Source organism: Roseateles sp. P1_C6 (genome assembly GCF_056406315.1).
In genome coordinates, this window is sequence record NZ_JBFUAK010000018.1 from 1 (window position 1) to 19,290 (window position 19,290).

14 protein-coding genes are annotated in these 19,290 nt (G+C 60.7%); 3 read left to right on the plus strand and 11 right to left on the minus strand.

The window, feature by feature from the left end; genetic code table 11:
* The 3 genes from AC1D29_RS28795 to AC1D29_RS28805 all read left to right on the plus strand — a co-directional run.
* Positions 1-209: IS3 family transposase (locus tag AC1D29_RS28795; protein ID WP_477895183.1), on the plus strand; the 209-nt coding region annotated here is incomplete at its 5' end.
* A 250-nt stretch (positions 210-459) separates the two neighbouring features.
* A complete protein-coding gene (locus tag AC1D29_RS28800; RefSeq protein WP_477904081.1) occupies positions 460-1,707 on the plus strand; it encodes an SIR2 family protein in 1,248 nt (415 codons plus the stop codon).
* Complete coding sequence (locus AC1D29_RS28805) at positions 1,704-2,780, plus strand: phosphomethylpyrimidine synthase ThiC (protein ID WP_477904083.1); 1,077 nt, start codon at positions 1,704-1,706, stop codon at positions 2,778-2,780. Before AC1D29_RS28800 ends, AC1D29_RS28805 begins: the two co-directional genes overlap by 4 nt.
* A 63-nt stretch (positions 2,781-2,843) precedes the next feature.
* Here AC1D29_RS28805 and AC1D29_RS28810 read toward each other — a convergent pair whose 3' ends face one another.
* From AC1D29_RS28810 to AC1D29_RS28860, 11 genes are all read right to left on the minus strand, one after another.
* On the minus strand, positions 2,844-3,386 hold the full coding sequence (locus AC1D29_RS28810) for a hypothetical protein (protein WP_477904085.1): 543 nt from the start codon (positions 3,384-3,386) through the stop codon (positions 2,844-2,846).
* Between the two features lie 12 nt (positions 3,387-3,398).
* The gene (locus AC1D29_RS28815) at positions 3,399-4,214 is read right to left on the minus strand and encodes an NYN domain-containing protein (RefSeq protein ID WP_477904087.1); all 816 of its coding nucleotides are present in this window, start codon (positions 4,212-4,214) and stop codon (positions 3,399-3,401) included.
* A 121-nt stretch (positions 4,215-4,335) separates the two neighbouring features.
* Positions 4,336-8,211, minus strand: a complete 3,876-nt coding sequence (locus AC1D29_RS28820; RefSeq protein WP_477904089.1) for an SNF2-related protein — start codon at positions 8,209-8,211, stop codon at positions 4,336-4,338.
* Positions 8,211-9,941 carry an EH signature domain-containing protein gene (locus AC1D29_RS28825; RefSeq protein ID WP_477904091.1) on the minus strand — a complete coding sequence of 577 codons (1,731 nt, stop codon included), beginning with the start codon at positions 9,939-9,941 and terminating at the stop codon, positions 8,211-8,213. The genes AC1D29_RS28820 and AC1D29_RS28825 overlap by 1 nt, the downstream gene beginning before the upstream one ends.
* The gene (locus tag AC1D29_RS28830) at positions 9,935-10,642 is read right to left on the minus strand and encodes a hypothetical protein (protein WP_477904093.1); all 708 of its coding nucleotides are present in this window, start codon (positions 10,640-10,642) and stop codon (positions 9,935-9,937) included. The genes AC1D29_RS28825 and AC1D29_RS28830 overlap by 7 nt, the downstream gene beginning before the upstream one ends.
* A 3-nt stretch (positions 10,643-10,645) precedes the next feature.
* Positions 10,646-12,652, minus strand: coding sequence for an anti-phage ZorAB system protein ZorA (gene zorA / locus AC1D29_RS28835; RefSeq protein ID WP_477904095.1), 2,007 nt, complete (start codon positions 12,650-12,652; stop codon positions 10,646-10,648).
* Complete coding sequence (locus AC1D29_RS28840; protein WP_477904097.1) at positions 12,649-12,867, minus strand: hypothetical protein; 219 nt, start codon at positions 12,865-12,867, stop codon at positions 12,649-12,651. The genes zorA and AC1D29_RS28840 overlap by 4 nt, the downstream gene beginning before the upstream one ends.
* Before the next feature lie 257 nt (positions 12,868-13,124).
* Positions 13,125-15,143, minus strand: coding sequence for a DNA recombination protein RmuC (locus AC1D29_RS28845; protein WP_477904099.1), 2,019 nt, complete (start codon positions 15,141-15,143; stop codon positions 13,125-13,127).
* A gap of 34 nt (positions 15,144-15,177) precedes the next feature.
* Positions 15,178-18,561 carry a TM0106 family RecB-like putative nuclease gene (locus AC1D29_RS28850; RefSeq protein WP_477904101.1) on the minus strand — a complete coding sequence of 1,128 codons (3,384 nt, stop codon included), beginning with the start codon at positions 18,559-18,561 and terminating at the stop codon, positions 15,178-15,180.
* Positions 18,562-18,648: 87 nt separating this feature from the next.
* Positions 18,649-18,936: a DUF3892 domain-containing protein gene (locus tag AC1D29_RS28855; protein WP_477904103.1), complete on the minus strand. Its 288-nt coding sequence runs from the start codon at positions 18,934-18,936 to the stop codon at positions 18,649-18,651.
* A gap of 167 nt (positions 18,937-19,103) precedes the next feature.
* Positions 19,104-19,283 (minus strand): hypothetical protein, encoded by a 180-nt coding sequence (locus AC1D29_RS28860; RefSeq protein WP_298210772.1) that lies wholly within the window; start codon positions 19,281-19,283, stop codon positions 19,104-19,106.
* Positions 19,284-19,290 lie beyond the last annotated feature (7 nt).

The following is a 19,290-nucleotide window of genomic DNA, read 5'->3' on the forward strand; positions in this document are numbered from 1 at the left end:
TGGCCGAGACCATCAACGGCCTCTACAAGGCCGAGGTGATCCATCGGCGCGGGCCGTGGAAGACCAAGCAGGCGGTGGAGCTGGCCACGCTGGAATGGGTGGCCTGGTTCAACCACCACCGATTGATGGAGCCGCTGGGCTACATCCCGCCGGCCGAGTTCGAGGCCAACTACCATCGACAACGCGCTGGTCAGGCCGCGACCGTCTGACTTAAACCAATAGGCCTCCGCGATTGCCGGGGCGGTTCAATATAGCGAGCCGGATGTCGTTGGGCTTGACTCCTCCGCACTGCGAAAAAGAGTGCATCAAGAACGATCTAGAAGGGCCGACGTGCTGCAATCTCGAGATGTGATTAACGAGTTTTCTAAGGCTCTGGTCGATGGCCGCGGGGCTATGTTCGTTGGGTCGGGGATATCGACCCCCTCTGGCGTGCCAGGATGGGCTGACCTACTCCGGGACATGGCCGAAACACGGCTGAGCATCCAGCTGAGTCCCGACGACGACCTCCCGTTGATCGCCCAGCACATCGTCAATCGAACCAACAATCGGGCTCCGCTTATCGCCCATTTTCGCGATGTGCTGCAGAAAACCTACGCTCAAAACGCGTATCACGCCATCTTGGCCAAGACCAACGTCAAGTGCGTTTGGACCACCAACTACGACACCCTGATTGAGGAGGCATTTCGATCCCAGTTCAAGGTAACGGTGCGTGCTTCCGACGAAGCTATCTCACGCGGTGGAAGGACTCCGGACATCGAGGTGGTCAAGATGCACGGCTGCATTGAGCAGTCCAACGCCAACGACTTAGTTGTCACACAGGAAGACTACGAAGACTTCTTCGAGCAACGACCTGCGACCGCTCATCGACTCAGACAGGATCTTATCGACCGGCAGTTTCTCTTCATCGGCTATTCCTACGCCGACAGCAATATTCGGAACATCGTGGTGGAGGCGCGCAGGCTGGGAAAGCAAGCTCTCCGCCAGCACTACATCGTCCTTCGACGGGTAAAGCAAGGCGCGAAAGCGGAGATTGCTGCGAAGCAGGCGCGCCAAGACCTCTGGCTGAACGATCTATCCCGCGTAGGCATCGCCGCATGTCAGATCGATGAGTTCTCGGAGCTGGAGCAAATCCTGCAAGGGATTGCGCTCCGCTCAAGGGGCCAGACTGTCTTTGTGACCGGATCGCATGAGCGAGACAGCACTGCCGCGGCGAGCCATCCTAGATCCGTTGGCGCGAGGCTAGCCGAAGTAGAGGGGCTGGTCCTTCTCGATGGCCAGTCGACAGGCACCGGTAGAGATGTGACGTCGGCATACATGGAGACATGCTTGCGCAACCGGGTCGACATCCTTCACCGCTTGCGGCTGTTCTCGAACCCGTATGCGGCAAATCCCAGCTTCTCGAACGACGCGAAGCTTCTGCCGGCGCTTCGGGAGTGGCGCGCTCCGCTGATGAGGGCTGCACAAGTTGTCATCGTGTACCCGGGTGGCATGGGTACGGAGGCCGAAGTGCAACTCGCGAAGGATGTCGGATGCTTGCTCCTCCCGGTTCCTGAGCAAAAAGGTGATCTGCCCTCGCGCATGTTGGAGGACCCGCGGATTAGCGCAGCGCTTGAAGCGGCCGACCCGGCCTATGTAGCCAGAGCGCGCAGCCACTGCGTCACTCCAGAAGATGTCGTCGCGTGCGTTCAGAGGATGATTGCGCAATGAGCGATAGGCGCATCGTTCACATTTCCGCCCCGTCGCGTTCGTTCAGTGCCGGCCCCGGGTGCCGCACTTTGGTCATGGCGCTTGTTGGGGCCAGCCATCCAAGGCAGATCGACGAGCAGGCGAGGAAGATCTATGCGCTCGCCGCATTGCCCGATGGACCGGAAATCATCAGCGACTTGAGCCTTGTTCAGCCTGAAGCGGGGTCGCCGCTGTGGCGACGCGTGTTGCAGGAGACGCCCGCCGCTGCCGCTTGCCTGCCTATCTACAGCGTGTCGCAAACCGCCGACGGGCGAATCGATCCCAGCGAACTGCTCGACGTCGCCATCGAACAGATGGAAGGTGGAGTGGGCCTCCTTACGATTCATCCGACACCGAGCAGGAAGAATCAGGAACTGGCTGCCAGACGGCTTGTCCCCTGCACATCGCGCGGCGGAGGACTGGTTATCTCAGACGCGGAGAGTCGAGGCTGGAAAGAGGAGAACGTATACCTCCAGATCCTTCCTCAACTCGTGGCGCACGCCAAGCGAAACGGTACGGTGTTAAGTCTGGGTGCCGCCTACAGATCAGCGAACATCTTTGATTCCGGGGACAGGGCTCAGCTCGCAGAAATTGACGCACAGGCGCAACTCGCGCGCGAGATCAGCAGTCAAGGAGTAGGCGTGATCATCGAGTCGCCCGGTCATGCACGACCAAAGGACATCAAGCGGATCGCTGTCCCGTTGCGCGCCACCGGCTTCCCGATCATGCCGTTGGGCCCGATACCAACTGACACCGCCATCGGTCAGGACCACATCTCCAGTGCTATAGGTGCCACGCTTCTCGGGCTGGAGGGATGCGCCCACATTCTCGCGGCGGTCACGAGAGAGGAGCACACCGGCGGTATTCCAAGCTTGGAGTCCACGATCGAGGCGGTTGCCGCGGCGCGTGTGGCGGCTCGCGTGATTGACCTCGACCAGTTAGATGATGACGAGCCGGATCTGGCTGTCGCGCGTACTCGTTCAAGTGGACGAACTTGCGTAGTTGGCAAAAACAGCCACGGTTGCGACCGCTGCGTAAAGGCCTGTCCACTTTGAGCAGCTGCCGTGTGGCGCGATTTAGCGTTCACCAAAGAGCTCTACACCTCAAAGTTGTGGGCATCACTGCTTGCCAATCAGGGGATGGAATCTGTTGCGCAGCGCAGTCTCTAGCGTCGGAGCGATTAGGTCGTAATTCTTGACAGGCAGCTGGAACGTATGAAGTCGGAAGCTTCTGGATGCCATAGCGGGGCGAGCCTTCAACTTCAACGCGAAGGTAGTTTTGTTCAGCTCGAGGTTGATGTGCTCTAAGACGCGGGCGCCAACCTTCTTTGACTTCCCCAGGTACAGCGGCATCCAATCCGGCAACGTACGGTGCTGCGCGATGCGCTTCTTTTTCAGATTCGGAGTGAAGCTCTTCTTGAAGTCTTCGTGCTCCCATTCTTCGCGAAGAGCATTGACCCAAGCCGAGAGTTCCGTTGGTCCGCCAGCGGTAGAGACGTCGATCCGATACAGGCCAGGGTAATTGTGTTGGGCAATTGTGGTCTCGTCGGACAGCGGACAAATCAGCGGCATGTCCAGTTCTGCTGCAATCTTCTCGAAACCTGCGAACAGGACAGTCAGCTGGTTGTCTATCTCAAGTATTTGCTGCATAGGGAGTTGCATCGTGATGGCTATTTACCGTAGCCGCAAAACGTGGTCGTTGTCGCCCTTCTTCACTTCAACGACCACATCCATCGCCTTCACCATCTCGGCAAAGTTGGCGTATCCGTGGTCCTTGGTATCAAACGTCGAGTCCAGACGCTTGATCATGTGCCACGTCGCGGCCTTGTTTACCCAGGGCTCGCCTTTGGACTCGGACAGCAGGCGCACTGCCCTGCGCAGCATGTCAGCGGCAGGATTTGCCGGCGCTGCCGGCGCAACTGCAGCTTCACCAACCGGCATCACATCCTCGGGCGGAGGCGGCGCAATGAGCGCGTCGTAGTAGCGAAACTCATTGCAGCTCTTAGCCCAATGTCGGTTGGTGCTCTTGCGGTTGCCGATGCCAATCAAGGTGCGACCAGCCGCCTTAATTTTCTGGGCAACTGGCATGAAATCACTGTCGCCGCCGATGACGATGACCGTGCGAATGTGAGCAAAGCGCCCGATGTCCTCGGTGGCGTCAAGGCACAGCTTGATGTCAGCGCCATTCTTTGCGGCTGCGCCTGGCGGAAAGAGTTGGATGAGCTCAACTGCACTCTGCAGCAACGCATCTCGATACCGACCAAAGAACTGCCAGTTCCCGTACGCTCGATTGATAGCAACTGGCCCGAAGGACGCGCTCAGCTCAACGAGGGCTTGAACGTCAATCAATGGTTCCTGCGGCCTAAAGCGGTTGTCCTGCTTGGCGTAGGTCCCGTCGCCATACTTGGCATCAATGAGGCCTGCATGCAGATTCTCAAAATCCCAGTACATCGCGACGGAGCCGCCGTTGTCGTCATGGTCTCGGCCCATGTTCGCCCTCCCCTTCATGCGGGATAGTAGTTGCCCAAGCGCTGAACGTCTGCTGCAGCCGCCCTGGGCCACTCATCGTAGGGGCGCTCGCTGCGTAGCGCCGGCACAGGAGGGCATAAGGCTAAGCCACCTCACTGAGCAAAACGACAGACTCTCCCACCTCTTCCTCCAACTCATGGTTGTGTGTGGGATGCCGAGCCAACAGCTCCTCGAACTGCGCACGCTCGACCAACGTCACATTGTTCGCCTCCGCCCTCTCGCGTGCACCCCTGGTGAAGCGCTGGTTGGTCACAGCCAGCTTTCTGAATTTCGTACCCGGGAACCTCGCCTGATAGAGGGCTGCACCGGCAAGGACCTCTTCCACCCCGTCCGAACCGACCTGAGGATTGATGCTGCACTTGCACTGCAAGAGCTCACCTTCCCTGCCCTTGAAGGCAATGATGTCGACGCCGCCATCTCCACCGTGCTTTGGCGTCAGCTGAGCTGCATAACCGGCCTTTGACCACAACAATTTGCAGAGGATCTCAAACTGGAACCCGTCCAGTCGGTCAACGTCGTCCAAGGTGTAGAAGCGCTTTGCTGTGCGCTCTCCCACAGGGCCATCTCGGACGAGGTCAGCGAACGGGACATCTCGGCCCACGCCGTTGAGCATGGACTCCATCGCAGAGCCGCCAATCGTTGCGTCCGCCAGGCCACCTTTGCGCCGAAGCAAATCGTCAAGTCGAAGGTCGAACGTCGCGTAGTCGTCCGATACGACGATCGGGCAGTAGACAAAGACGTCCTTTTCTTGGCCGATGCGGTAGGCACGATCAGTAGCCTGGTTCTCCTTCGCCGGGTTCCACGCTCGCGTGAAGTGAAAGACGTGGTTCGCGGCCGTGACGTTCAGCCCCGCGCCGGCCGCCAGCGTCGACAGAATGATGACGTTGAAACCCTGAGTCGCCGAAAAGCGCTCGATGTAGGCGTGTCGGTTCTGCGAGTCACCGTTGATGATGTGCGGCCTGAGCCCGTAGACCTCCCGCATGAAGTAGTACAGCGCCGCCTGCACCTCTCTCACCTCCGTGAAGACGATGGCTTTCTCACCGGCCGCCTTGATGCGTTCCAGCTCGGCAAACAGCCAGGCAAGCTTTGGAGAGTTCAGGAAATGCGCGTCGTGACCAGCCTTGTCCGGTAAGAATTTCAACCCAGGCAGGCAGTACGGCTCAGCACAGACCGCCTTCATCAGATGCAGCGCACCGAATGACAGGCGCGCTCGCTTGCGAGCGTCTTGTTCGGTGCTGGCATCCTGAAGCTTCTTGAGGCCGCCAAGGTAGAGCAGACTCTGGTGCGGGGACATGCGCACCTCCAACCGCTCCGTCGGCGCGAGGATCTCCGCAAAACGCATCGTCGCGTCGTTCACACCTCGGTGCGCAAAGTACTTGTTCTTCAGCTCATCGCAGATGTCGAGCTTGGTGCGTCGCAAAGTCTGCGGAGCGATCACATCCTGCAGATGCTTGAGGGTTGCTTTTTGCTCATCGGTGGCGCACTCGATGGGCCTGCGATACGTGCGGCCGAAATCCTCCAACCCACCAAGCAAGCCTGGCTGGACGAAGTCAAAGAGGCACCACAGATCCGCCAGAGTGTTTTCAACCGGTGTTCCCGTGCAGGCGATACGGAAATCTGCCTTCAACGCCTTTGCTGCCAAAGTAACCTGGGTTCCTGGAGTCTTGATGCGCTGAGCCTCGTCACAGATCACGAAAGCGAACGGCTGTCGAGCAAGAGAGAACTCGTAGCTGGTGAGGACGTCGTAAGTTGTCACGATGACCTTTGCCTCACCGACCCAGTTAGGCTTCAGCAGCTCGGTGACACCCCTACCCTGCAGCTGCTCGTCAATCAAGCCCAGTGGCTGCTTGCGAGACTTGAGCTCGTTCCCATAGAGGACGAGCACTTCAGGGTAGGAGTCGTTGAAGAACTTCTTGGTCTCAGCGGCCCAGTTCTCAACCAGGCTTTTTGGCGCCAAGATGACGGATGGAGCGGCGTTCGCAAACTTCTCGTAGTACCAGCCGAGCACGGTGAGAAGCTGAACAGTCTTTCCCAGGCCCATGTCATCCGCGAGCAACGCCCCTCGGCAGTCCGCCGGAGCACGCGACACCAGATGCTGGAACCATGCGATGCCGTTGTACTGGTGCTTCCTAAGCTTGACGCTTGGCCGTAGGGCATTTGGCAACTCCGCTTTCGCGTCGCTCGGCAGGGCCAAGTTCTGCTTGCGCCCTTCGAAGTAGTCAACGCCAAAGAAGTTCAGCTTTACGAGCAGCGTTTCTTTCTTCGGTCGCTCCGGACGCGGCTTGCCTGGCCTATCTGGCTTTACCCTCTCCTCAGCGCCGAGCATCGTGCGGAAACTGTCGACGAGATTCCTCGCCTGGCCGGTTTCCACTGACGTGGGCAGCGAGCTATTGATGACCTCGCTCGCACCAGTGCTTTCTGCTTCTCTGACCTGTTCATCGAACTCGTCTACCCACTCCTTGCTCAGCGGAATGACGACCTGGCCTTCGTGCCCCGCCAGCGTGACCTTGACCATGGGCGTCAGATCCCGGGGTATCCAGCCAGGCTTTCCTTCGTCTTCCGTCGAGGGCTTCTGGATGAGCGGAACGTAAAGCGCCTTGGCGACGCCGATACCTTCAATCCGCCCGCTGTAGCCCTCAAGCTCGTAGATGTCCTCAAAGGAAATCTTGGTTGCCGGCTGGACGCGCCAGAGATGCTCAACGTAGCGCCCGTGCTCCAGCTGAACCGTCGAATCGCCATCCATCGTCAGGTCATACTCGTTCCAAGGGAGCACGGCCCGCTCTTGCTGCAACGCAGCCTCTAGAGCCTGTAGAAATACGCCGAGTTCATCCGGGCCACCAAATGCCGTTGTCTTGGTGCTTGCACTTCCTCCATAGAAGTGCTCCGTGACGATGAGGTCCACGCGCTCGATCCGACCATCCTGCGTGCGAGGCGTCACCGAGAAAACGGCGGCGAGCGCCCCGGCGCCGGCCTTGTCTTGTGTGAAGTCGTCCTCTCTCAACACCTGATGCGCCGCTTCGCCAAGGAACGCCCACGGGTTGTGAACGAAGCGCTCCGCCTTACTGCCCGCAACCTTCCGGCCGGGCATCTCGCGCTTCACAACCTGGAGGACCTGGCGCACCGGCTCTGAGATCACCACGCGGATGTGCCCACCATCTCGCGGGGTCAGGTCGTAGTGCGGCTGCACGGAATTGAAGCCATCGAAGGCCTTCAGCCAACCGGAAGGCGCCCCGTCAAAGGTTGGCTCCACAGTCAGGACACGGCCAAATGCAGTCTCCTCCTTGCGAAGCGGCATGCGTAGCGTCTGCGGGGTAAGGACGTAGGTGGTCTCAAGGTAGGGCCCGCGGTAGAGCGCTCCCGCATGATCAGCGAAGGCACGCATCTCTCCCCAGCCGAGTTCGTTCGCGTGCTGGCTGCGCTGGTCGGCTGCACGGCCCGAAAACCGGCGCACGGCGTCCTGAAGCTGCCAGCATGGCTGCGGCAGAAGCATCTCCTGCCCGTTCACTGATGCAACGGCACCGGCAACCCGCGACACATCCGCCTCCTGGCCTTCCAACACCCAGCCGTCGACCACTACGTCGAACGTCTTGTCTGCGAGGCTGTCGCGAGAGTCCAGGATGGGATGCACGGCCACGGCGGGCGGCAGGTCAAGCGCAAGGACGGCGCCGGAGTGCTCCGTCGAGTTCAGAAGCTCGTAGACCAACGGCCACGGCAGAGTCACGCTCGAGGTGCTGAGTGCCGCGCGTTCTTCGATGACGAGCTGTGCGAGATACGCGGCTAGAAAGGTCTCTTCTGCGGAGGCCTTGTCCGTGGTCGAGAGCAGTGCGTCAACGCTGGGCTCCGATAGAGGGGTTGCGAACCGAACGGCAACGCCGGCGTCGGTCCATTCGCGGACCAAGACACGCGAGTCCTCAGGTGAGGCACCGAATCGCTGCCGAATGAAGTCAAAGAGGCTCATCAACGCTCCACGAAATAGAAGGCGGACCGTGCCTCAGCCCAGCGAAAGTCCCATGCCTTCAAACGACGCTCCAGCTTTGCATGCTGCAACGGATCTTCAACCCACAAGCGGCCAATGCCCGGGCCACTGCGGCGGTCGACGATCCGCGCCTGCGGATATTCGGCCACCAGCTCACGCAAAGACTTCATGTCGAAGAGCGCCCCGCTGGGTGCTCCGTCCGATACAGGGGCGTCCAGGCTGGTGGCTGCCGGCCTGTCTGGAGCGGCATTCCTATCAGGAGCCCTGGCCACGCGCCGAGCTTGCTGTCTCGCAGGCTCGTCCGGGTAGATGCCTAGTTTCTGGAGCTCGTAGCGAGCGGTGTCTTGCCAGTTGTGCATGTGCATCAATCGAGCAGCGCACTTGTGGCGGTAGCCGTGCTTAAGGTCTTCTCCCGTCCCTGTGTACTCGCGGCTGTAGGGCTCGAATGGCAGCTCGTTTGCCTTGTAGACGTAGGCAGCGTTGGGCACCTTGCTGAACTCCACAACCAAGTACTCGCCCAGTTGCATCATGAAGGCATCGACGTCGGCGTTGGAGCTCATCGTCGCGTAGGAGTCCTCCTCCCGCGCGATGAGGTTTCGGATACCTTCGTTGCTGAACGCCAAGCTTCGAGTCTGGGAGCTGAAGATGAGCCGAGTCCAGGCGATCTGCTCCATGTACTGGCTCCAGAACTCGAGGCGCCCTTCGTCAGCTTGCCGGCGAGCCGCGAGCACCTCGAAGAAGTCCTTCAGGTTGGCCTTGTTCACCCACTGAAGGACCATGCGCCAGACGTCGTCGCTGACACGGTTCCAAGCGGTAGCAAGACCTGCTGCGCGCAGCTTGGGATTTCGCCAGACGTCCTTGCGGCAGACATAGTCACGCAGGCGGGGGTGAACGGAAGCGTCCGTGCAGCGCTGATACCTGGTCAGCATCAACTCGAGCGCCGCGTCCCGATAAACCGGCCGCTCGCTGATGAGCGTAAGTAGCTTGGGGATGCTCGCCTTGAAGCGGTCGTCTGAGTGCTCTGTGCATCGTTCCACTGCACTCAGGACAAGGGCGTGCCAGAACCAGCTCGACTCGGGAATCGCCAGGTCTGAAGACAGCTTGTCTACGGCAACTTCATCTCCGTTCAGGTAGTCAAGGGCATACCGGTGTGCGGCCTTTTCGCTGACCAAGCCAGGGTCGGCGCGCAGGACCATGACCCAGTCCGGCACGACCTTCGAGCTGCTCTGACGGTCGATGAGCGGCCAAGTGCGTTGCAGGAAGGCGCGCAGTCTTTCCCATCCCACCTGCTCCGGCTCCGAGGCATGAGCAGGGTTGAACGAGAAGTAGGAGCCCAGCAGCCCAAACCAGGTCAGGCGCCAGAGCTCACCGGCTTCCGCCTCGCCTCCGTATGTGTCCAGCAACCCAGGGAAGTTGCGGTGGCCCAGAGCGCAGGCGTTGTTTTGCTCCTTGACGCGCTCAGTGAGGGCGCCCGCGACTACGTGAAGCTGGATTTCATCCAGCCTCTGCCCTCGCATGAACGCGAGCGCGGCGGCATAACCGTCGGCTTTGGACGGCCGCGCCTTGGTATAGCCTTGGAAAACCTCAGCTGCCGCCGCAGCAGCCCTTTGCACAATTTCGGGGTGACCGAACGCAATGGTCGGGAGATTGAACGACGCCAGCACGCCGGCAAGTTGCCTGGCGAGCGAGTCCAGGGCTGGTGCGTTCAGCACTGGCCGAACTCCTTAGCGTTCATGTCTGGCGTGGCTTCCTTCTCCTCGTCCATCGCCCAAAAATCAACCTTCAGCTCCACCCGGCGGCTTGCGTCCTTGGACGCCTTCATGGAGTTGAATGAGTAGCCGCCTACGAGGAACAGGTCGCGGATCTGGCGCTTCTGGCCGTCGCTTAAGGCCACTTCATCGGCGCCCGGCTGCGAGTACAAGACGCAGACGACGCGTCGACTTCTATCCAGGCTCAAGCCCAGGTTGTAGAGGTAGGTCCCGTCCTGGTCAGTAAACCCTTCGACGACTATTCGCCGAATCCATTTCTCCCCAAGGTCGGAGGCCTGGGCCTTCAACAAGACCGGCACGTAGCGGCGCAAGAACTTAGCACCTGAGCCTTGGATATCGGACCGCCCACTGTCAAAGCGAACGATGTCCCCGAGGTCGATCCGGTACGTCGACTCGTTAACTTTGACTTCAGGGAAATCACGCGACTCCTCCCGAATCGTCGACATCAACTCCTTGATGTCCTTCTCGCGCTGGATCTTGCGCTGCTCAGCGCTCGTGACATCCTTGGTGACAGAGATGAGCGTGACCGCCATCACCAGCAGGAAAAGCACCATCAGGGCCGACATCAAGTCGGAGAAGGAAATCCAGAAGGGGCTCTCCCCTTCAACTTTGCCGCTGCGCTTAAGGACTATGCGGGCAAACATCGCTTAGACCTTCTTCAACCGTGACAGCGCCGAGCCAAGCTCTTGGACAACGCCGGTGAGCTGCTGCACGCCACCGCCCAGTTGCCTGTCGGTCTCCCCGACGGCCTTGCGCACCTGCTCGGTCAGCTGCGTACCAAAGTTCTGGAACGCCGTCGTCAGGGTCTTGTTGACACCTTCGAGGTACTGGAGGCTCTGGCTCTCCGCCGCCTTCAGCTGGACGACGATGCCCTCCAGGTCGGTGAGCATTTGGCGGGAGAGCCCGGCCTCCTTCTTCGCGTTCTCAATCAGCGCCGTCAGTGAGGCAACGCCCGTGTCCACGGTGCGTCGAGTCGTCTCGTACTGCTCAAAGCCTTGCTTGACGGCCGAAGCAGCGGTCTGGAGCGTCGCGGCAGTCGTTGAAAGCTGCTCGGCAACCCTGACAGACCGGTCAAAGACGCCAGAGACGGCGCCGCCGGCAGTCTCGAACCGCTGGGCAGCTGTGCCCATGTTCAGCGCGCCTGAGTTCATCCCATCAATCGCCCGCGTGGTGACGTTTCCAAGAGCGTCGATGTTCTGTTGAGTCTTGGTGACCTGCTCCTGCACCGTTCTCAGCAGCTCATCAACCTGACCGGTCAAGCCTCCAACCAATGCCTGGGTGCGATCAGCCAGGGCGTCATTCCGGCTCTGCTCGTGCGTCGCGGCAGACGCGCGCGAAGTCTCCAAGTTCTTCACCGTTGCCTCAACGGTTTGCAGCAGGTTGGCGATCGCGTCATCCATGGTCTTCTTGGACTTCGTCTGCTCGTCTGAAACCAGCTTGCGAAAGTCGTCCACGAACTGGCGCATCTGGTCGGTCAGCTGCTGTTGGTTGGCCGCCGACTGTTTCATCGCGTCCTCGAGAGTGCCGCTCATGCGGTTGGCGGCTTGCTCGTTGGAGCTATTGATGTCCTGGACGAGCTTCTGCAGCGCCTCCTGGACCGTCGTCATCATCCCCACTGACCGGTCCATCTGGTCGTGGATACCGCGCATCTGGCCGCCGAAGGTGTCTTCCAGCTTGGCCATAAAGCCCGCGAGCATGCTCTCAAGCATCCCCGAAACCGCCTGGGTATTGCCCTTGCTGGACGTCTCCATGGCCTCGGTCATCTGCTTCAGCGGCCCGGCGAGCGTGCCGGTGATGGCGTCACCAATCTGTGAGCCCAATGCGCGGCTGCTCTCGGCCTGCGCGTGAATCTGACGCTCGACCAAGTCGGTCATCATCCGCGTCAGGTCCTCCACCAAAGCTTGCTTGAGCTGCGCTGAATGCGCCTCAGATTTCTCGGACGCGTGGACCAGACGGGACAGATATTCCTCGCCAGCCCCTGTCTCGTAAAGCGAATCAATCGCGTGGCAGAGCTTTTCCACCAAGCGATAGAACATCGCCAGGAAGAACCTGCTGAAGAACGTCACGAACATCGCACAGCCGATGGCTATTGCTGACGCGATGAAGGCGTGAGCGACTCCATCGAGCAGTGGCTTTAATCCCGCAACCGCGGTGGCCGTATTGCTCGCATCGAACTTGCTCAGGCCTTCCAGCAGACCTGCGAAGGTCCCGATGATGCCCAGCCCTGTCAGGACGCCCGGAAGGTGGCGCGTGAAGTCATCGAACAGGCGGCTGTCCACAAGGACGTCGCGTGTGAAGAACATCTCCGCAGGAACCGTGGCACGGACTTCGGTCAGCGCGGTCGAGCCGTTGCCAGCCTTCTTGAGTTCATGCAGGGTGTCGTCGTACTCGTCCCAGAGGTGCTTGAGCGGTTCGTGCTTCAGCAGCTGACGGACGTCAGCCGGCTTCACCTGCTTGCTCGCTGAGTGCAGCCTGCGAATGCGTCGCACAGCCAGCCAAAGTTGAAGGCCCACGCGCGTACCCTGGCCCAGGTAGCCCACGAGGAAGGCAAGCGTCAGAGCCGTGACGATGAGGAAGATGGCAAGGGGAATCCCGGACAAGTTCCTCAGGACAGGATGGATCTCCCCTAAGAGACTCAGCAGCGCGGCGGTCATTTGGTCTTCTCTCCCTTGTCGTTGTGTTCATCCGGCGCCGCCGTGATGCCGTTGCGTTCGCAGTAGTCGAACAGCAGCGTCTCAAGCATGTTTGTCTGCGATCGACGCTCGCGCGCAGACGCGGCTTCAAGCAGCTGCTTGAAGGATGGTGAGACGCGGAAACTGACGGCGACGGTCTTCTCGGCGGGCATACCGGTGAGCTCTGTATAGAGCATCACAATACATGCAACCAAATGTTGCTGACAAGGTATAGAAGACCACTAGACCGGGTGTTCAATGCGTGCGGTCAAACGTTTAGGCTGCGGGATCGCGGCTTCTAAGGCCGCCGCGTCGGCGGGGTGAGGCCGGCGGTTGGATTTCTTCATCTAGCTACACGTCGGCGACAGCGCCTTTCGATGACGAGGCGCCCGGAACTCGAGCTAGCAATTCCTAGGCGCCGCAGGACGAGGCTGCGGATTTAGCTCCGCCGACCTCATGCCCCGGCTTCTGATCCATCTCCTGCGGGCTGAGCGCTGGCGAGTTCCAAAGCCGGGGCCGCAGCCGACCCCGGGCTGGGCAGCTCATGCACGTCACTCAGCCCCCGCTCGATCGCGCGGGTGCGTCGGCCCAGCTCATCGAACTTGTTGGCAGCCTGGTCGATGGACCTCTTCGTCGCGTCGACGATGTCCCCAAACTTCTTGAATTCAGCTTTGGCCAGGCCCAGAACCTTCCAAACCTCTGACGACCGCTTCTCGATAGCGAGCGTGCGAAAGCCCATACGAACGCTGTTCAGCAACGCCGAAAGCGTCGTTGGGCCAGCCACCAGTACACGCAGGTCCGTGTGCAGTTGGTCCTGAAGGCCTGGAAAGCGCATCGCTTCGGCAAAGAGCCCCTCTGTGGGCAGGAACAAGATGGCAAAGTCCGTGGTCAGCGGCTGGCGGATGTACTTCGTGGATATCTTCTTTGCCTCTGCCTTCAACGACGACTCGAAGGCTGTCGTTGCTTGTTGGATGACGGCACGGTCACCGCTCTCGTGAGCGGTGAGGAGCTTGTCGTAGTGCTCCACCGGGTATTTCGAGTCGATCGGCAGCCAAACAGGCGTCTCGTCGGCGGCGCTCGGGATCCGGACGGCGAACTCCACCATCTCGTTGCTGTTGTTGCCGCCGGTCTTGAGGTTTCGCTGAAACTGGTCGGCAGTGAACAAGCTCTCGATGATGGCGCCCAGCTGCACCTCGCCCCAGGTCCCGCGCGTCCGCACATTGGTCATCACCTTCTTGAGGTCGCCAACGCTGCCGGCCAGTTGCTTCATCTCGCCCAGGCCTGCGTGCACCTGCTCAAGGCGCTCACCCACCAACTTGAAGGAGTCGCCCAGGCGCTGCTCCAGAGTGGCGTGAAGCTTCTCATCCACCGTGCGACGCATCTCCTCGAGCTTCTTACCGTTGTCATCCTGGATGGCGGCCAGGCGCTCATTCAACGTGACGCGCATCTGCTCGGAGCTTTGCTGGCTGGCCGTCGATACTGCCTGCAGCTTCTGGCTCACAGACTCCTGCAGCGTCGAGAACTGGTTGCGCATTTGGCTTCCGTTGCCCTCAAGCTGGTCCTTCATCGCGGACGACATCGTCTTCAGCTGCTCCAGAACGTCTGCTTTGAGAGACTCCAGCGTCTGGCGGGCCGCCAAGCTCAGCGCGTCGAAACGCTCTTGCATGCGCGTTTCGAAGGCCGTCGCGTTCTCTGCAGCGGCCAGACGAGACTTACCGGTCTCGTCCGCCAATGTGCGCAAGACGCCAGAAAGCTCTTCGCGGAAGGCAGCAAGCGTCTGAGTGGCTTCGGCTCGACCAGCGGCGGCTTCTTGGTTTGCCTGGCCAAGATGGGTCAACAGCGCCTGGCCGGACTCTTGCAGCCTGGCAGACAGGGCGGCCTGCAGGGCCTCGAACCGCACCGTGAGTGAGCCATCGAGGCTCGCCAGGCGCTGCTCAACCTTCGCCTCAAACTGGCCGAACGCATCTTTCAGCTCGGTGCGGGAACTCCGTGACTCTTCAAGAGCTTTGGCCATCTGCTCGTTGACCGCAGTCCGGCTGGCCTCAAGGCCCTGAGACGTCGCCTCCTGGAATTCGGTCAGCTTGCGGCCCAGGGCCTGCTCAAAGCTGGCAATGCGAGTCTCCAACCGTTCCTCGAACTTCTGGAAGGCCGCTTGAAGCTCCACGCGGCCGTTGCGAGACTCCTCCAGCGTACGCCCAAGCTGGTCGTCGAGCGCGTTGCGCGAGGCGGCGAAGCCGGCGGTCATCTCCTCCGTGAAGGCCTGGAGTCTTCGCTCAACGCTCTGGGCACCTCCTTCAAGCCTCCCCTGCCCTTCGACGACGCGAAGAACGTTCTGCTCCAAGAGAGACATTCGCGCGTTCAGCTCCGGGGGCATCTCCAGCTTCGGCTTGCGCAGCAGCAGCGCCATCCCTACCAAGAACGACAGCCCGGTCAAGGCCACCAGAACGTACAAAATCACTTGAGCATCAGCCATCTTTTCAGTCCGCAAGAGGGTCTCGAGGTCACGATCAAACGGATTTCGCGGCACCCACCGACGCAATCCAGCACAGGGTATTCACAAGGCCCATCTGCTCTGGCGTAGAGCACTTGATGGTCATCAAAGCCGGATTTGCGACAAGCACCGTCAAGCACTTCGCCCGCGACACCGCGACGTTCAGGCGGTTCTTGCTAAACAAGAATTCCATGAAGCGCGGCAGCTCGGCCTCGCTCGACGTCGTCATCGAGATGAGGACGACCTCGGCTTCCTGCCCCTGGAACTTGTCGACAGTCCCGACGCGGGCGTCTGCAGGCAGCGTGTCTCGCAGCAGGTTGACCTGCATGTTGTAGGGCGCCACGACGAGGATGTTTTCCGGCGTCATTGGGTGGACGCTGCCGTCGTCGGTGTAGCCTTGGCGCAGCAGGTCTTCGTAGAGCTGCTTGATGAGGGCTGCCTCCTCCGGACTCTGCTGGGAACACCCTTCATGGTCGACCGGCGCGAAAACGATCCCGGCTGGCTTGAGCAGCTCATGAGCGTCATCCCGAAGAACAAGCACCCTCTTCTCGTTCTTGGCCTCGGGCTCCAGGCGCGAATCGTAGACCGCGTCCGAGATAAAGCTGCAGACCGCCGGGTGCATGCGCCAGGTCGTCTCCAGAAAGATGCCGCGGTTCGGCGCGATCGTGGCCACGCCGTCCAGAAGATAGTCCAGGGACGAGTCGCCCGAGCGGCCTGGGTGGACGCCCTTGGTTGGCTGCGAGAGCTGCATCTGGTCGCCCAGCAGCACCAAGTTGTGGGCGCTGGTGCCCACGGCAATCAGGTTGGCCAAGGACACCTGGCCGGCTTCGTCGACGAAGAGATAGTCGAGGTACTGGTCAGCATCCGGCCTCGAGAACAGCCAGGCAGTGCCGGCGACCAGCTGGGCGCCGCAGGAAAATACCGTGTCGTTGTCATAGACGTTCTCAATGCCATCGCCAGGGTAGGCAGAGTCGTCGTCCTTGGACGACTTCTTGACCCCCTTGAACGACACGCCCTTCTTTGCGGCCACCTCCACAACCTTGTCCAAGAGGTGGTTGATGGGCCTGTGGGAGTTGGATGTGATGCCGACCTTCTTGCCAGCCGCGAGGAGCGCCACGATCACATGGGAACCGGTGTAGGTCTTCCCAGCGCCTGGCGGTCCTTGGACGAACAAGTAGCTGTTCTGCATGCCCATCACGACGGCCGTACAGGCCTCAACGGTGGCCTTGCCGACGATCATGGGCGCATCAGGCTGTTTGCCGGCAATGGACGGCACGTCGCGGCGCAGGACGCTTTCGAGTGCCGGGTACTTGTGGCTGTCGCCGATCACCGTGTCGGCGAAGCGAAAGAGCGCGTCTTGGATCGACTTGGTCTGGATAGGGCTGCCAGGCCCCAAGCTCAGGCGCTCGGGCGGACGCTCCTTTGACGGGCCAAACTTGATGCGCACCCGCCGCGCTTCGCCGTCCATCTCCAGCCTATCCAGACCTTCACCAGTATCGGCCCGCGTGATGCTGCTGCCGTCACGCAGCTTCGTCTCCTGGACGGGGTATAGGAACGTGTAGACCGTGGACTTCTTCACCGCCTCCGGCGGGAAGGCGGGATCCGCAACTAGGCCAGCCAGGCATTCCGGGTCTTCAAGCAGGTCATCCTCATCCAGTTCCATGCGCTGGAACATGGCCCAGTAGTCGGGCTTATCGGCCCGGCGGTGGAAGTCCAGGAGCTGATAGGTCAGCTCCCTTGCAGTCTGTTCAGCGGTCCAGGTCAGCCGGTCCTCGGGTAGCGGCTCGACCAAGGCTTGGCGATACGGGACGAGACGAGCCTCGGCATCTGTTAGCGGCTCTGAGGGCGAGGCCTTGCCAGCCGCGCTGCCGGTTGGAACGCGAGGCTCAGCCCATGGCAAATCCTTCGGCCGGAGCGTCAGCAGCCAATCTCGAAGCTCCTGCGTCGAGCGAACATCGTCCTCGTTGTACTTCTCGATGGAGTCCAGGAGCGCCTGCTCACCGGTTTCCTTCCAGCGCTCGTACCAGACGATGCTGGCGCCGGCGTTGGTGACCTCGCCCTCGCGGGCCTCAAGGTAAAAGTGCTCGATGTTCTTGATGGAGTAGCGGGGCTCCGAGACCATGATGCCTTCACGCACAACTTGGTAGAGATCCACAAGCACGCCGCGGCGCAGCCAGTTGTCCACTTCCGCCTCACGCGTAGCATGAAGCGTCATCAGCTTCTTGAGGGCGGTCTCCTCGTACTTGGCGTAGTGGTAGACGTGAGCACCCGGGTAGGCCTTCAGGCGAGCCACAACGAAGTCAACAAAGGCTTCGAAGGCAACGCACTCTTCCTGGCGGCTGTGGGCCCAGAAGCCCTTGAACTCCCACTTGCCGCCCGCGAAGAAGTACAGGCCAAACAGGTATTCCAGTCCGCCCTCTTCTAGAGGGTCTCCCTCCATGTCGAAGAACATGTCCCCTGCGTTCGGCTCGGGCATGCGCAGAAGGCCGCGGCCGGGTGCAGTCGGGAGCAGTTCAACGATTCCCTCGCCGGTCTGCCGGGCTTTGTCCTGCAGGTAGGCCTGGTGCCGCAGCTTCTCCAGCGTGCCGGCCTGGATCTTGGGAATCGGCGTCCCCTTGGCCAGCGCGCCGAGCTTGGCCATGGTGTCCACGCCAGCGGCTCGAAGCTTGATGATTTGTCCCCGCGCGATGTTGGCGACCTGGTTGAGGTGGTCGTCGTCCAACCAACGTTGCTTGCAAAGGTCAATCCACCCGCACAGGTCGCAGTGGTTGCAGGGATCCGGATAGGTCGACTTCCCTTCCGAAGCGATGCGAGCGAAAAAACGCTCGAGCAGCGCCTCGAAGTAGTGGGCGTAGTCGGCGCAACGATAGGTCTTCTGGGAGCGGTCTCCCAGGATGACGTGCATGTACATGGGGGCAACGCCCTGCACGACGGCCAGCAGCTTGGAGTAAAAGGACAGCTGCACCAGGAACTTTGCCTTGGACTTTCGCGAGAGCTTGGTGTCCGCGACCTCGTAGCTGTAGTCGCCCAAGGCAGACGACCGGGAGACCTTGATAAGGAAGTCTGCGTAGCCGGCCAACTCCCCTTGCAGCAGCGTGGCCTGAAAAATGACGTCGACACCAGCGCGCATCGCCGCCAGCGTGGCGGCCACCTTAGCCTCCAGGCTATCGTTACCTTGGGCGATATCAACGACGTTCAGCCCTTGGTCGCGAAGGTGCTGGACATAGGCGCCCTCGTGCTCATAGCCCTTCTGCTGGATGAGCTGGGTTGATTCGTCCGCCTCGGCCCGTTTCATCGGGGTATGCAGATTCTGCAAGTCGAGCGACGTGAGGTGCTCGCACTCGAGAAAGTTGACCAAATCGGTCGCGGCGTAAAGACGCCCTGAGCCTCGTTTCTGCACAGCCTCTCCCCTTGTAACCATTCTGTTACGAGGACCCCGCGCCGTCCACTAGGACCTGCGCGGAGACACCAACACCTTGCGCTGTGATCAGCGGATGGGGCATTGGTTCAAAGACAGCAGGTTGTCTGTGTAGCGCCCGTCTGCCACGGTGCGCAGGTACGGCAGCTTGCCGTTCTCCCGAACCACGACCACGTCCGCGCGCTTGCCGTTGATGGAGTCCTTGACGAAGTATGTGTGCGTCCGGCTGTCGATATCCGCGATCACTTGCGCACGTGGCAAGTACCAAGGGGCAGCCATGTTGCCCAGATGGGTGATGTGCTCATGGACGCTGTTGACGTTGGGCTTAGTGATACAGGTAACTTGGCGGTCAGCCATGATCAATCTCCGATGGATTCATTCGCGCCTTCGGGACCCGGAAGGCATCGGGTGGAAGCTCAGCAGCTCCGGCAAGGCTCAGTCACACGGGTTCAAAACCCGACGACCAAACTCGACCCGAGTACGGCGGGCTACGTCCTATTGGCCCAGCCCACCGGAAGCCGGGCCTACTTACCGTGCTCCTTGCGCACGCCCTTGAAGGGGGTGCCGTCCTTCTTCTGGTCCATGAAGCGGCCGGTGTCGGTGTCACGCTTCACCCAGGTGTCCGTGACGGGGTTGTGCGTCTGCGAACGGTCGCGGACAGCTCCACGACGAGCGTTGTCGCCAACAGGTGCGTTCTTAGCCACGGGGTAC

Excerpts from the sequence above, each read along its gene's own strand:
- AC1D29_RS28855 (WP_477904103.1), bottom strand. The coding sequence starts at position 18,936 with ATGGCTGACCGCCAAGTTACCTGTATCACTAAGCCCAACGTCAACAGC.
- AC1D29_RS28840 (WP_477904097.1), bottom strand. The coding sequence starts at position 12,867 with ATGCTCTATACAGAGCTCACCGGTATGCCCGCCGAGAAGACCGTCGCC.
- AC1D29_RS28820 (WP_477904089.1), bottom strand. The coding sequence starts at position 8,211 with ATGAGCCTCTTTGACTTCATTCGGCAGCGATTCGGTGCCTCACCTGAG.
- AC1D29_RS28810 (WP_477904085.1), bottom strand. The coding sequence starts at position 3,386 with ATGCAACTCCCTATGCAGCAAATACTTGAGATAGACAACCAGCTGACT.
- AC1D29_RS28830 (WP_477904093.1), bottom strand. The coding sequence starts at position 10,642 with ATGTTTGCCCGCATAGTCCTTAAGCGCAGCGGCAAAGTTGAAGGGGAG.
- zorA (WP_477904095.1), bottom strand. The coding sequence starts at position 12,652 with ATGACCGCCGCGCTGCTGAGTCTCTTAGGGGAGATCCATCCTGTCCTG.
- AC1D29_RS28815 (WP_477904087.1), bottom strand. The coding sequence starts at position 4,214 with ATGGGCCGAGACCATGACGACAACGGCGGCTCCGTCGCGATGTACTGG.
- AC1D29_RS28845 (WP_477904099.1), bottom strand. The coding sequence starts at position 15,143 with ATGGCTGATGCTCAAGTGATTTTGTACGTTCTGGTGGCCTTGACCGGG.
- AC1D29_RS28800 (WP_477904081.1), top strand. The coding sequence starts at position 460 with ATGGCCGAAACACGGCTGAGCATCCAGCTGAGTCCCGACGACGACCTC.
- AC1D29_RS28805 (WP_477904083.1), top strand. The coding sequence starts at position 1,704 with ATGAGCGATAGGCGCATCGTTCACATTTCCGCCCCGTCGCGTTCGTTC.